At 46.2% G+C, this 13,941-nt stretch carries 10 protein-coding genes; 5 read left to right on the forward strand and 5 right to left on the reverse strand.

The window, feature by feature from the left end:
* The first annotated feature begins 14 nt into the window (after positions 1-14).
* Genes EC604_RS08940 through EC604_RS08950 form a run of 3 tightly spaced genes read left to right on the forward strand, consistent with a single transcriptional unit; the run spans position 15 to position 5,277 of the window.
* Positions 15-1,109 (forward strand): bifunctional glycosyltransferase family 2/GtrA family protein, encoded by a 1,095-nt coding sequence (locus EC604_RS08940; protein WP_161556893.1) that lies wholly within the window; start codon positions 15-17, stop codon positions 1,107-1,109.
* Positions 1,109-3,400 (forward strand): glycosyltransferase family 2 protein, encoded by a 2,292-nt coding sequence (locus EC604_RS08945; protein WP_123063848.1) that lies wholly within the window; start codon positions 1,109-1,111, stop codon positions 3,398-3,400. The genes EC604_RS08940 and EC604_RS08945 overlap by 1 nt, the downstream gene beginning before the upstream one ends.
* An 11-nt stretch (positions 3,401-3,411) precedes the next feature.
* A complete protein-coding gene (locus EC604_RS08950; protein ID WP_123063849.1) occupies positions 3,412-5,277 on the forward strand; it encodes a hypothetical protein in 1,866 nt (621 codons plus the stop codon).
* Positions 5,278-5,443: 166 nt separating this feature from the next.
* On the opposite strand, the gene EC604_RS08955 is transcribed toward EC604_RS08950, so the two are convergent.
* Both EC604_RS08955 and EC604_RS08960 read right to left on the reverse strand, forming a co-directional pair.
* Positions 5,444-6,307, reverse strand: a complete 864-nt coding sequence (locus EC604_RS08955; protein ID WP_123063850.1) for a hypothetical protein — start codon at positions 6,305-6,307, stop codon at positions 5,444-5,446.
* A gap of 160 nt (positions 6,308-6,467) precedes the next feature.
* The gene (locus EC604_RS08960; RefSeq protein ID WP_123063851.1) at positions 6,468-7,940 is read right to left on the reverse strand and encodes a hypothetical protein; all 1,473 of its coding nucleotides are present in this window, start codon (positions 7,938-7,940) and stop codon (positions 6,468-6,470) included.
* Positions 7,941-8,278: 338 nt separating this feature from the next.
* Between EC604_RS08960 and EC604_RS08965 the strand changes: the two genes are divergently transcribed.
* Both EC604_RS08965 and EC604_RS08970 read left to right on the forward strand, forming a co-directional pair.
* Positions 8,279-8,824: a 50S ribosomal protein L25 gene (locus EC604_RS08965; RefSeq protein ID WP_123063852.1), complete on the forward strand. Its 546-nt coding sequence runs from the start codon at positions 8,279-8,281 to the stop codon at positions 8,822-8,824.
* Between the two features lie 165 nt (positions 8,825-8,989).
* The gene (locus EC604_RS08970) at positions 8,990-10,204 is read left to right on the forward strand and encodes a sensor histidine kinase (protein ID WP_123063853.1); all 1,215 of its coding nucleotides are present in this window, start codon (positions 8,990-8,992) and stop codon (positions 10,202-10,204) included.
* 139 nt (positions 10,205-10,343) lie between these two features.
* Here EC604_RS08970 and EC604_RS08975 read toward each other — a convergent pair whose 3' ends face one another.
* The 3 genes from EC604_RS08975 to EC604_RS08985 form a co-directional block, all read right to left on the reverse strand.
* Positions 10,344-11,306 carry an aldo/keto reductase gene (locus EC604_RS08975; RefSeq protein WP_192895083.1) on the reverse strand — a complete coding sequence of 321 codons (963 nt, stop codon included), beginning with the start codon at positions 11,304-11,306 and terminating at the stop codon, positions 10,344-10,346.
* 239 nt (positions 11,307-11,545) lie between these two features.
* Positions 11,546-12,400 carry a helix-turn-helix transcriptional regulator gene (locus tag EC604_RS08980; protein WP_240036732.1) on the reverse strand — a complete coding sequence of 285 codons (855 nt, stop codon included), beginning with the start codon at positions 12,398-12,400 and terminating at the stop codon, positions 11,546-11,548.
* A 227-nt stretch (positions 12,401-12,627) separates the two neighbouring features.
* A complete protein-coding gene (locus EC604_RS08985) occupies positions 12,628-13,719 on the reverse strand; it encodes a GntR family transcriptional regulator (protein ID WP_123063854.1) in 1,092 nt (363 codons plus the stop codon).
* Positions 13,720-13,941 lie beyond the last annotated feature (222 nt).

Genomic DNA, 13,941 nt, shown 5'->3' on the forward strand with positions numbered 1-13,941 from the left:
GGGGCTCATTTCGGATGATTATAGCAAAAGAAAAGGACGAAACGATCATCCTCATTCCTTCGCTGGAACCAGATGATAGACTTTTATCCTATGTACGTCAGTTGCGAGACTATGGTTTTACGAAATTGGTCATTGTAGATGATGGTTCTGGTGAGAAATACCAGCACATTTTCAAGGAATTAGAAGATAATGGATGCTTCTTGTTGCGGCACGCGCAGAATCAGGGGAAAGGTGAGGCGCTGAAGACCGGATTTCGTTACATAGCACAGCATTATGGGCAGGCTCACTATGTTGTTACTGCGGATTCAGATGGGCAACACGCTGCCGAGGATGTCTATCGGATTGCTCAGGAAGCCAAACGTCGTCCGAATGACTTACTGCTCGGCGTTCGGGATTTCAGTGAGGGCGATATTCCACCTAAATCTTTGTTTGGTAATCGAATGACGTCGTTTATTTTTGCGCTGTTATATGGAAAAAAACTGTCCGATACCCAGACGGGACTTCGTGCCTTCGGTACAGGGTTATTGTCATTTATGCTGGATGTACGGGGCAAGCGATTTGAATATGAACTGCAGATGCTGATCTCCTGTATTCAGTCAGGTATTGCCATTCATACGGTGCCCATTCAGGTCATCTATGAGAATGGCAATGCGGGTACACATTTCAAAGCCATTCAGGATAGTGCCCGCGTTATGGGTGTGCTGTTCTCAAATTTCTTTCGTTTTATATCATCGTCGGTTGCCAGTTCTGTCGTTGATTTGGGAATTGCTTGGTTTTTGATCGATTTCCTGCGTCCCATGATGGGAGATCAGCATTATTTAAGAATTTTGCTCGCGACTGTTATTGCCCGTGTCATCTCTATTGTTGTGAATTATGTTCTGAATCGATATTTTGTGTTCCGCAAGGAGGGCAGCAGGGGTAGCCTGTGGCGTTACTTAACATTGTGTGGCTTGGTGATTTTGTTGTCGAGTACAGGCGTGTATTTATTCCATACCCTATTCCTCGTGGATGAGAAGGCAGCAAAATTCGTCTGTGATGCCATCCTGTTCCTGCTAAGTTTCCAACTGCAGCGGAGGTGGGTATTTGCAGCAAGGAGGAAGCAGCTGTAGTGCAAAACGAGAAAAGGCAAAATGTATTTTTTATCATCACCATGATTCTCATGACCATCTATTTGATCTGGCGTATGTTCTTTACGCTGCCATGGGGAGAAGGGGTGCTGAATGTCATATTTGGCATGTTGCTCATTATGGCGGAGATGGTTACTGTAGGGACGACTTTTGAGTTGTTTTTTCAAAAGATGCAAAAGAAACGGGCACAGCTCGATTTTCCGGTGATCCCGGATGAATATTATCCGCACGTCGATGTATTTATCGCCACCCATAATGAACCCGTTGACCTTTTGTATAAAACGGTAAATGCCTGTACGTTTATGGATTACCCGGACAAGTCCAAGGTACATATCTATCTGTGCGATGATGGGGCCAGACCTGCGGTTGAAGAGCTGGCGAAGCAGTTCGGCGTAGGATATCTGGGTTTCCCCGGCAACAAAGATGCCAAATCCGGTAACCTGAACAATGCGTTGAGCAAGACATCTTCTCCGCTAATTGCGACCTTTGATGCAGATATGATTCCGCAGCATACGTTTCTGATGAAAACCGTACCCTATTTCATGCTCTCCACGTTTATCGAAGAAAATGGAGAATGGCGCCTTCGCCGTGAAGAGGAGATGGACCCAACCTTTAAGCTGGGGCTGGTGCAGACCCCGCAAAGCTTTTACAACCCGGATCTGTTCCAGTTCAACCTTTATGCGGAGCAGGGTATTCCGAACGAGCAGGACTTTTTCTCGCGTGAGGTTAACATTCTGCGCAATGCGTCCAATGCCGTTGCCTATACGGGCAGTAATACGGTGATTGCCCGACAAGGTATGGTGGATATCGGTGGATTTCCGCTGAACACCATTACGGAGGATTTTGAGACGAGCATTCGGTTACAGCAGGAAGGATATATTACGTATGCTACTCAGGAGGTACAGGCAGCAGGGCAGACCACGACCACAATTCCAAGCATGATCAAGCAGCGGATACGATGGGCGAGGGGTATCATTCAGAGTTTGCAAAATACGCGTGCACCGCTCTCCAGAAAGCTGCCTTTCTGGACTAGAGTGACCTATGTGAGCAGTTTTTTATACTGGTGGTCTTTTTTCAATCGGCTGATCTTTATCCTGTCTCCAATTCTGTTTGCTTTATTTGATTTCCAGATTGTAAATACGACGTTCTGGCAGATTCTGATCTTCTGGTTGCCATCGTATTTCTTTTACAGCCTGTCGATGCGTTATCTGTCCAGTAATATACGGAATCAGCGCTGGAGTCAGGTCATTGATACGATCTTCATGCCGTATCTGATCTGGCCGGTGATTCTGGAGACGGTAGGCATCCGTGAACGCAAGTTCAAGGTGACGAATAAAAATCGTTCAACCGGACGTGAGTGGATCGCATCAATGAAGTATGCACTGCCGCATATTATTCTGCTGATCCTGTCCATCGCTGCGATTATCCGGTATGTGAATGGCAAGTACGGCATTGCTTTGTTTTTCAGCAGTATTATCATCTTCTGGCTCGTTCACAATATGATTGCCTTGTTCTATGCACTCTTCTTTATGATCGGACGCCGAGCATACCGGGAGAATGAGCGGATCAGGGCACAAGAGGACGTTATTATCCGTTATCCGGACAGCACACTGCGTTACGAGGCCAAAACCGTGGATCTCTCGGAAAATGGCATTGCATTTTATGTGCCGTACCCGATTTATCTACCAGAGCAGAAGACCATCTCTTTGGTCGTCAAATCGAGTCGATATGAGGCCAATCTTGATGCGGTTATCGTATATGTCAAAGCAGATGGCGAGGGCTGGCGTTATTCCGCAACGGTTAAGCCGCTCAGTGAGACAGATAAACGGCAATACATGCAGCTCATCTATGACCGGAAGCACTCGCTGCCGGAGCAAATGAACCTATGGGACACTGCATATGACGACATGCTGCGTAATGTGAAGAAACGGATTGTGCAGCCCAAATCAGATCAGCGGAAGATGCCAAGGCTTTCCCTTCATCTTCCCGTAACGTTTACGAATCATGCGAGTTGTACACTGCTCAGCTTTAATTATCGTTTCTTCTCTGCCACGAATCTGCAAGGTAAGATAGCAGAAGGGTCAGAAGTTACTTTTTACACCGAAAGCAATATTGAAGTGGTCTTAAAACATACGGGAAAAACAACGGCAAACAAACGTGAAGTGCTTCTCTCCGTAGAGAATATCGATGAGATCTTGGGGCGTGGTTTGATTGATCAGTTGCTGAGTGATTTGATTCATCCACAAGCTGAGCGGTTCACCAAAGAGGGTTAGGAGAGATAGACATGCTGTTTTTGCTTCAACTTGTGATGGGCATTTTACTCATAATATCGATGATCGGTTATATGCAGTTTGTCCGTAAGGTGATGTCCATCCGGTGGGAGTTCATTCCGATATTTGTGTTCTCGGCTATCGCGTGTATCGTCTATTTTGCCGGATTAGCAGGGCAGCTCTTCACGGGTAGCATTGTTGTGCTGGTCACAGGCTTACTGTTATTTAGAGGCAGAGTGATACAAGCTTTGTACCAGAGTAAACGGGGCACATGGTCTTTTTCATTTTCGTTATTTCAATTGAGTTTTCTGAGCGTGGTTTTCGTATTTTTGCTCATTCTGTTCCACACGGAGCTGACTCACTACGATAATTTCTCACATTGGGCGATTGTAGTGAAGGAGATGCTGAGCACCAATGCGTTTCCAACACCGAATTCGGACCTGATTGAGTTTAAAAATTATCCGCTCGGCACGTCGTCGTTTATCTACTACATCTGCCGATTTATGGGACATGCTGAGCCGATCATGTTGCTGGCGCAGGGGCTGCTGATCTTTTCTTGTTTTTATGCCATGTTTGGCATCGTGTCAGAGAAAAAAAGGTTTCTATTATATGCTTTTCTTGGGTTAGGTTTATCGACATTGTCCTTCTTCAACCTGACGATTCGCATTACCAACCTGTTGGTAGACTTCCTGCTTCCAATCTATGCACTCGCCATTGTGGCAGCGATATACCAGTATCGTCAGGATCTTAAGCGAGCTTGCATCATTATTCTGCCGCTGGCGGGTCTGCTGACGATAATCAAAAGCACAGGCATCATTTTTGCTGCCGTGGGGCTGATCTTTCTCGTATACATCTGGCTTACGAATAAGCAACGTGCGAACTGGAAGATTGGACTCGCTGTGCTCGGTACCATTGCAGGGGCATTACTGCCGTATTTCAGCTGGAGCTGGCGTATGGCAACGGTATTCCACGGTGTGAATAACAAGTTCGAGGGAGCTGCCGCAGCCTTAAAGTCGGGTAAAACAGCAGAACAAAAGTGGGAAATTCTTGTGCTTTTCCTGAAATCCAGCGTGGACATTACCTCCAGACCTGTGCTGGGTATTGTTATTTTTGAAGTTGCTGCGATTGCTGCTTCGATTGTGGCCTATGTGGTGCTCAAGAAGAAATGGAACCTATGGAAAGTGCTGATTGCACTGAATGTGGTCGTTGTACTGTACTATGCCGGTATTCTGGCACTATATCTGTTCTCCATGCCTGTGGATGAGGCTGTTCGACTGGCTGGGTTCGAGCGTTACGCATCAAGTATCGTGGTGTTGTTCGCTGGTGGACTGGTACTCTGTGCAGCTGTGGACATTGAGCGTACGTTCCATTACCGCATCGGTGAAGTTCCCGATTATCAATCATTCAAGACGGTACAGACGAAGAAGCATTATCAACAGGGAATCATCGCCTGTATGGCACTCGCGGCAACAACCCTCTTGTCCGAATATAATGGTATGATCTCGATCACCAAAACGTATGACAAGACCCTGCCCTACGAAGTTCATAAGGTGACAGGGGATCGGTGGTATACGGGCGGCAAGGAAGATCGAAATAAGTATCTGTTCTATGGCTCTGACCGGGATCAGCAGGTCACCAGTTATTACATGCAATACGTAGGCAGATACTTCTTATATGCTCCCAATGTGGACGGTATCGTGCTGTTCTACGAAGATAACATGGACAATCTGTTAAGTAACTATGACTACCTTGTGGTGATTGAGACGGATCTTAATGCGAAAATGCTACTGAAAAAGCACTACGGCGTTGATATGCAAAAAGGGATCTATAAGATCACCCGATCCGGTGATAAGATTATGCTGACTTTAACCTCAGTTTAAATGAAGCCTACCACGCAGTGATCCAAGACACGCGTCCTTCAAAAAAAGAAGTGGCTTCCGTCTTATCCTCACGCTGCGGTAGTAACAAGGACAGACTAAACAAAAGCTCCACTCCCATGAAACCGGTGAGTGGAGCTTTTTAATATGCTTGATGTAGAACTTCTGCTTAGGCAGTATTACCCTCGGGTTTAAGCTTGCGTATAAAGGCTTCGATATTATCGATCAGCAGTTTGTTGTATGGCGAAACGGTCCGGGTAATGGTCTCTTTCACCGAATGGACAAATGAGCTCGGGTTGGTCATGTCAGCCCTTTCAAATCGGTTCGGGATGGGCAGGTTACCCGCAGCGCGGGCCGCATCCTCATGGTATTCTTTGATCCATGCTTGATTCTTAGATGCCTGTTTCGCAAAGTTCTGTAGAATGCTGCTCCAGTCTTTGTTGTTTACGATGGCGTCCTGCAACTTATCATAGGTCTGGGGCTGGAATTTACGCATCATATAATGAAGATCAACGTAATCCTCTGGCGCACCGACCGGTCGTTGCGGTGGTGTATCATACTGAATTTGTTTCGTTTCAGGGTTAATCGTTCTGGTTGTGGAGATGGCTCCAATCTGGCGAATCGTATTCATGAACTCGGTAGCCTGATCACCCTTCATGTAGTTGTTCGCTATGTATTGTGCTTGTGTCAGACCGAGTTCGAGTAGAGCGGATCGACCATCCTCTTCCGTCACGTCCGTAATCAGATTGGATTGAATAATACCATACACCGTTTCTTTGACCTCAGAAGATTGGCCCTTGAGCAGGCGTTCCAGTGACTCGTTAATCTGAACGGTGCCGAAGTAAACGGCTGAATGGTTCACGATATCCAAGGAGGCGAGCTGTCTGGAAGCGTTACTGATCTCCACGGTATCTGTGTCATGAGACAAATCGAACTTCCCTGTAATCATCGTTGGCTGATTCGCTTGTCCTGTGCGTTGTTGTGAATGAGTGTAGGCATTGAGGTCAAACGGCGTCGTGCTTTGAACCTTCATTCGTAAACACCCCTATTCTGCAAAAGAATAAATGCTCTAATTTCCATATCAGACATGTCTCTCCTTTTTATCGGAATAATATTCCATATTTTTAATATAAATGGACAAAAAAGAGCAACGAACGGGTGTCTTCCACCGCTCGTTGCTCTCCTTGATTCAATCAGCCGCCATAAATACTGTAGGCGAAGTGATACACAATATCGGTCGTGTTTACACTTGGATGACTCGTTACTCTGGCCACCACAGCACACAGATCATAATAATGGGTAAAGCTTATGGCTCCCGGCAAGTACTGACTGAGGCTACCGGCGGAAGGAGGCAGGGACAACGTTGCCGTGAACTGCCCACTGCTGTTGGTCATGACTTTGGCACTGCGATAACGGTTGTTGCTGCTTTCAGACCAGGCATCATTCGCCCAGATGACCTCGACTTCCGCATTAGCAACGGCATAGTTATCGGAAGTAGCCGCAACCCCTGTCACCGTGAAGCTTGATCCGGTGATTCGGTAGTAGCGTCCATATGCGTAGGAGGGGTAATCATTGGGGCCGCCGTTTGAGTTGTAGCCCGTAATGACAATTTTGTCTGCACGTAATACGGGTTGCAAATGCAGTGAATAGTTGGTATCGGAATACGTGTTGGTCGTATAAACCTTCAAATAATAAGTGCCCGTACCTAACGACACATTACCGTTCGTGGTTGGCATCAAGGCCATTCGGTTGTTACTTAAAGCCCCGTACAATTCAGCTTTGTAACCATTCGCCGTTGAAGCCTGATCCAGCGTGATGCGCATCGCATCATAGTTTCTGCTCTCAGGAACGGTGATTTTGTACCAATCCTGATCGATCTCCGAATTCAATGAACGGGTTGCGAGTGTAGAGCCGCCAACAGCAACGGTAAGCGGATAGGCACGCAGCGCATTCTCGTCTGTCTCGAAGGCATCATATGTCGAGCTTGTGGAGACCGTCAGGGTAAACGGCTCGTTGATGCTGGCACCAACCTTGCCGTAGGCTTCAATTAAGTAGGCTTTGGCGCCGGAAGTGATATTTTTCGTGCCTACATTTTCAGATAACGTTCTGGACCCATTCCCGTAATTGTTCAAGTATGTCCCGTAGATGGAGTAATCAATAGGATTCGGATTCACTTCCCCGGTGGACATATCGAATTCATAGAGATATAGATCGTAATCAAGCTGCGCAGATGCGGGGTTATCCATCTGTACTTGCAGAATGTGCCCGGGCTGTACATAGATCGGGTATAAATAGCTGGAGGTACCTTGCTCCTGGATGTAGCCAGTGTATGTAGTGGTCTCAGCTGCGGCCGATGTGTTATCTGTATCCTCCGATTGCGGAGTAATCAGCAGACTTTGTTGCTTATGTGTTTTGGAAGTGGCAGAAGCTTCATTCAGGTTCATGTTTTCCTTGAGCCGATGTTCCTTCAATGGAGAAGAATCCAACTCAGTAGGGGCTTTGGTCAGCTCAGTGACGATCTCTTTTTCCGGCTGTATGACCTGTTCCGTAATGCGTGCATCCGGTAGTTCCTTTCCCTCAATATCACTGTTAGCCGAAGCGCTGAAACTAAAAGCAAATGTAAGAACCAAATTCATGACGATAAGCATGGAGAGTGTCTTTTTCAAAGTAGTAAACTCCTCTCTTATTATAATTATTTGCTACAATTCTATAATATACCAATAATGTAGGTTTGTTAAGTGTTGAATATTACAGTTCTGTGGCTATCCGCTTTATCGACAAACCAAGGTTTCTATGATAGGCTGGAAGCATCCCAAGGGCATTCTACTTTTCCAAGTAGAGTGCCTTGCTGTATATTGTGGGAGTTTACATTTAATGGTTGTAAAATGAAGCCATGTGGAGGTGGTGATGCTATGTTTCTCTCTTTAGCCCCCGTAGGGGAATGTTGGATGATGGAAAGTGAACGTGTACAGAAAATCATAGAATACAGAGGAGCGAACATAGCATGACTACTCATATACAAGCGGAGACCCGCGTCAAATTAAAGCCATCCCGACTTCGGGATTTGCGCCAATCTGGCCGCCTGCCAGGTGTTGTTTTTGGCAGAAATACAGAGAATGAGATGATTCATATCCCGGCAGTACATTTCCAAAAATGGTTGAACCAAGGTGCGTCCGGATTCATCGAACTGCAATTCGAAGAAAAGCCTTCACTTACCGTATTGCTGGAAGATCTGCAGCGTGATCCGGTTACACGAGATTTGATTCACGTCGATTTTCAGCAGGTGCAGAACGATGAGGTGCTACGTACCAAAATTCCGGTCAAGTTCAACGGAACCCCAGCGGATGCGAAGTACGGTGGTGTTGTGCAGATTCAGTTAGCCGCTATTGAAGTGGAGGCGCTGCCTCGTCATTTGCCAACCGTGGTCGAGTTTGATATTAGTGCAATGAAAATTGGTCAAACCCTGCATGTTGAGGATGCCGAGTTCGCACCGGAAGTAACGGTGATCTCGGAGGGCAACGAGTCACTTCTCTCTGTCATTAAACCTTAATGATGTCTTGGTGTTTTAAAAGTGTTTGAAAAGCTGCATGGGCTAAATGTCCATGCAGCTTATTTTGGTAGGGCCCAAAATAAATTATTTCTCATCCATGGAAGGTGATACAGGAAATAAGATACAATACTATATATAGGAATTCACGAACAAGGTGGTGAATATATGAAGGAATTGCATAGTCCAGTGAACCGGAAGACCTATTATGTATCGATGATTTTAATGATCCTTCTAATGGCAGCCGGCTTAGTAGTATCTACCGCAGAACTTCAGGGCATTACCATCGGATATGTCATTCATTTGTTATGTGTGGTGACGATACCTGTATGTCTGCTCATTTACCCCAGATATGAAACGTTTGCATTTCGATTGAGCATTATTTTACTTGGGTTTGTCTATTTCTACACGCTAGCTTTGATCTACCCTCAGACGTGGACGACTTACATTATGATCTGTTTGCTTCCGGCACTCGCGATCTTGTTCTATGACTTCAAGTTGTTTTACATTTCGCTCAGCTTGAATACAGTCATGCTGGTGATTGTGACGACGTATATTCACAAGCAAGATAACGTTTACAAATATATACATATAGATCTAGCTGGCAATCTGATTAACATCATTGCGAGTCAACTGCTCCTGTTTCTCATTTTCTATTTAACCTTTGATCGGATTCGAAAGCAGGAACTATATCTGGAACAGGTACAACAATCTGAACGTCTCAAAATGATTGCACATCTAACGGCAGCGGTTGCGCACGAAATCCGTAATCCGGTAACGGTGGTACGGGGATTCCTGCAGTTGTATCAACAAAATCAGGCCTTCGACGCTGCAGATCGATCCAAGTTTGCGCTGATGATCGATGAGCTGAATACGGTGGAACAAGTAACCTCTCAATTTTTGTCCATTGCCAAACCGAACCGAGAAATATTGGTTGATGAGAAGGTAGATGTGCAAGAGATGCTTGAGGGGGTAGCTAGCTTATTGGGCTCCTACGCCATGTTATCGAATAAACATATCAATATCGAGATTGAAGAGGGCTGCACGATCCTCATGAATGCCGTTGAGTTTAAGCAGGTGATCATTAATCTGATCAAGAACGCTCTCGAAGCCTCGGATACGGGAGCCATGGTTCACGTAACAGCAAGACTTGTGAAGCAGAAGGTGGAGATCAAGATTGTGGATCAGGGGTGCGGGATGACGGAGGAGGAGGTGAAAGCTTTGGGTACGCCGTTTTACTCGCTGAAAACGAATGGTACGGGACTCGGGCTGATGATCTGCTTCAACATCGTGGAGAAGGTTAACGGCACGATCAAATATGTGAGTGAAAAGGGAGTGGGTACGACGGTGATCCTGACGTTTCCGGTAACAGACCGCATCTAAAGGGCACGGAGAGTAGTAGATTCCCTGTTAAGAGGAATAAATAAAAGAAGAGTATGAGATAAGAAGATTTAAAAAGTGAGTTAAGAAAGGCTGCCGAGTGGCAGCCTTTTTCCTGTTCTTACTCTTAGTCAACTCTGATTCAGGAAAACGAAGGGTAACGCTCGCCGGCTGCAAACCCTTTTGGCGAGATGTGTTCGATCTCAGCCAGTTCTTCCGGTGTGATCGTGACCTGCAATGAACCAAGGTTCTCCTGCAACCGATCTAGACGTTTCGTACCAGGTATAGGTACAATTTGCTCCCCTTGCGCTAGCAGCCAGGCTAAAGCCAGCTGAGGCGTAGTGCAGTTTTTTCGTGCGGCAAGCTGCTCAATCAGTCGAACGACTTCCAGATTTTTATTGAAATTATCGCCTTGAAAACGAGGGAAGAAACGGCGGTAATCATCCGCAGGCAGATCATCAAACGTCTGAATCTGTCCAGTCAGGAATCCGCGCCCCAAGGGGCTATAGGGTACAAAACCGATACCCAGTTCATCCAGCACAGGCAGTACCTCATCCTCTATTTCGCGGCTCCATAGCGAGTATTCTGTTTCTACCGCTGTGATGGGATGAATGGCATGTGCCCGCCGGATCTGATCCGCCGTTGCTTCTGAAAGACCAAGGAAGCGGACTTTACCCTCCTGCACAAGTTGAGCCATAGCGCCGACGGTCTCTTCAATGGGGATGTCCGGATCAACGCGATGCTGATAGTACAGGTCGATGTAATCTGTGCCCAGTTGAAGCAGGCTGGAATCGATTGATTTTTTGACATACGCTGGGTGTCCGAGTACTTTCATGGTTGGAGATACGATGCCAAATTTAGTCGCCAAAATGGCTTGATCACGACGGCCTTTCAGAGCTCGACCCACCAGTTGCTCGTTACCTCCGAACAGTCCTTGTTGCATGAAATGTTCCCCATATATATCAGCTGTGTCGAAAAAGTTAACTCCTTGATCCAGTGCGCCATGGATCGTGCGTATAGAATCCTCGTTGTCAGGCATCATCATGGTACCCAGTCCCAGCGCGGATACCTCAAGTCCAAGTGAACCTAACTTCCTTTTCACCACTCCATGAGTAAACTCCATCATATTGTCCCTCTTTTCCGCAAATTAGAGAATATAGACCTTTCATTGTTACGCTAAGGTATGATCCTATTTTAATTCGCAGTTACTACCCCAACCACAGCATGCTTATGCTAGTAACGGCAGTACCAGGATGAGGTATTATTTCAGTTGTCTTGTATAGAACTACGGTAGTAAATGAAGTGTAGATCAATCGGTTTGTGAAAGAAGAGGGACAAGCGAGTTTAAGATTCCTGTTCCTTGACTGGAGAATAGATGCACAGATGCAGATCTGGATGGTCGAGGGTGAAGGATAGAGATTTAATATCGTATACATTTACTTGATCCTGGCCTGGAGGTTGGTAGAACACGCGCGTAACCCGCTTTGCCTCTACTCGGTGCAACTCCCATAACGATGCAAATTCAGGGCTTTCTTTGGAAAGATCTTCTACAAACCGGGGGAACCACGGATCATGTGCATATTTATCATAAGAGGTGCGGAATATGGCAACGGAATGTGCCGCCATCTCCTCCCAATTGATGATGCGAGCGCGCATTTCAGGATCTGTAAACAGGCTGGACATCATATTGCGTTGCGCTGGAGTACGTGAAGTGTAGTCCAACAGGTATTTGTCGACAGATATGTTCCAGGCAAGCAGCTCGGCACGATCATTCGTGATGAACGCCGGAAATGCCATCTGATTTACAATATCCCGCCAAGGTTGAGAGAGTTCCGAGGTAATTGGCGGCGCCATCTCAGGTTCATTGCCATTCCATAGGCCGAGCAGATGGGCGTGCTCGTCGGGAGACAACTGGAGTGCCCGACCGATACTCTCGATAACTTCTCGGGAAACGGCTACCTCTCGCCCCTGTTCCAGAAACGTATAATAGGTTGCGCTAACCCCTGCCAGTATGGCAACCTCTTCTCGGCGCAACCCAGGTGTTCGGCGTTGCCCATGAGTCTTGGCGAATCCTGCTTGCTCTGGTTGAAGCCGTGCGCGTCGTGATTTCAGATAATCTCCCAAGGTTTTGGCACGCATGCTGTTCAAGTCCACAGGTGACAGATGGGCTGGTTGTGATAGGCCGTTCATATCAACCATGACGAAATCACCTCCTGAGTTTTTTTATCCTAAATTGTATTGCTTGTGATAAACGTAAATCTTTACGGAACTTACCGTATCCGTACGATATATGTTACTCCGTGTTCCATCTATTATATCACTACTGTATCCATTGCTACTGGCTCACGGCGTTTTCTGTGTTTACAGAATAAAGTAAGCATAAGGGCTAGAATGTGAGAAAAATATGAGTGAGAGCATGGGGATGTTTATTCAATCTCCATCTCCTTCACAGTCTCGCCTTCCACCAGCTCAGGCTGATAGTAGGTTTGATTGGGGAGGTCTTTCTTCCCCTGCAGCTTGCGGATGACCCAATCGGCAGCGTCACGTCCCATCTGCTCTTGAGGATGCGTGAGTGTGGCGAGTCTGATGTTTGCATTTTTGGCGATATAGGAATTGTCCTGACCAATAATGGACAACTCATCCGGGATTGAAATGCCGAGCTGGCGGCAAGCATGCACTACCTCCAATCCAACTTCGTCGTTGTAACAAACAATTGCGGTGAGTGCATCCCTATTTTCTTGCAGATAGGCTGTCACGTTCGCAGACAGATCAGCCTTTGATGCAGTGTCAAACGAGAGCACATGCTCGGGATGGAACCTCAGTTTTGCTTCTCCTAGTGCCTTGATGTATCCCTTCATCCGGTACTTGCCCTGTAGATCATCCATTTTGGCAATGATCCCAATCTGGGTATGGCCTTTGGAGATTAATTCCTTAGTCGCCAGATAACTGGACTGCACATCATCCAGACAGAAGAAAGGCACTTCTAATTCCTCATAAAACGCATTGATCATTGCAAACGGCACATCCTGCTCCTTAAAGGACAGATAGTACGCAATATTTGGGTTGTACAGATTGCTTTTCGTCGGTTCAACAATCAGACCATCTACGCCGTAAGAGAGCATCATCTCAAGTGCCTTTTTCTCTTGTGCCACATCATTATTCGTACTGGCGAGCAGCAACGAGTAGTTGTCCTCATTCAGACGACGTTCGATACCGCGAATAATGGATGGGAAAATATAATCCGAGATATAGGTGGTGATGACACCAATTGTCTTCTTGGAAGTATTGCCACCTGTTCGCGATCGGTATTGATTGCTGACATAGGTGCCGGACCCCTTTTCGCTGCGTAAAAACCCTTCGTTGGATAATTCCAAAATGGCCTTGCGAACCGTCTGCCGGCTCACGTTATAACTATCTTGCAAAGCCGATTCCGTGGGAATCTGCTCACCCATGCTGTATATTCCCGACAGGATATCGCTCTTTATATCATCAATAATCACTTGGTATTTCGGCTTCACGTCGTCCACTTCTTTCGTTGTAACTTCTATATAAATTGAATTGTAGGTCTTTGCACTGTACTTCGATGACAGAATAACCTTGTATTAATATTATTTCGATCAATAAGTTATTCAATCATCGCTTAAGTTGTACGTACATATTCTAGCATGAATCGCTTTAGTTGCAAGATAAACCGTACATTTCTCGGAATGATACGTACAACTGGCAATCTATTTGTCGAA

The organism is Paenibacillus amylolyticus (genome assembly GCF_003719335.1).
GTDB classification, from domain to species: domain Bacteria; phylum Bacillota; class Bacilli; order Paenibacillales; family Paenibacillaceae; genus Paenibacillus; species Paenibacillus amylolyticus_D.

Coding starts and splice junctions, on each gene's coding strand:
- EC604_RS08940 (WP_161556893.1), top strand. CDS start 15: ATGATTATAGCAAAAGAAAAGGACGAAACGATCATCCTCATTCCTTCG.
- EC604_RS08950 (WP_123063849.1), top strand. CDS start 3,412: ATGCTGTTTTTGCTTCAACTTGTGATGGGCATTTTACTCATAATATCG.
- EC604_RS08955 (WP_123063850.1), bottom strand. CDS start 6,307: ATGAAGGTTCAAAGCACGACGCCGTTTGACCTCAATGCCTACACTCAT.
- EC604_RS08965 (WP_123063852.1), top strand. CDS start 8,279: ATGACTACTCATATACAAGCGGAGACCCGCGTCAAATTAAAGCCATCC.
- EC604_RS08970 (WP_123063853.1), top strand. CDS start 8,990: ATGAAGGAATTGCATAGTCCAGTGAACCGGAAGACCTATTATGTATCG.
- EC604_RS08980 (WP_240036732.1), bottom strand. CDS start 12,400: ATGGTTGATATGAACGGCCTATCACAACCAGCCCATCTGTCACCTGTG.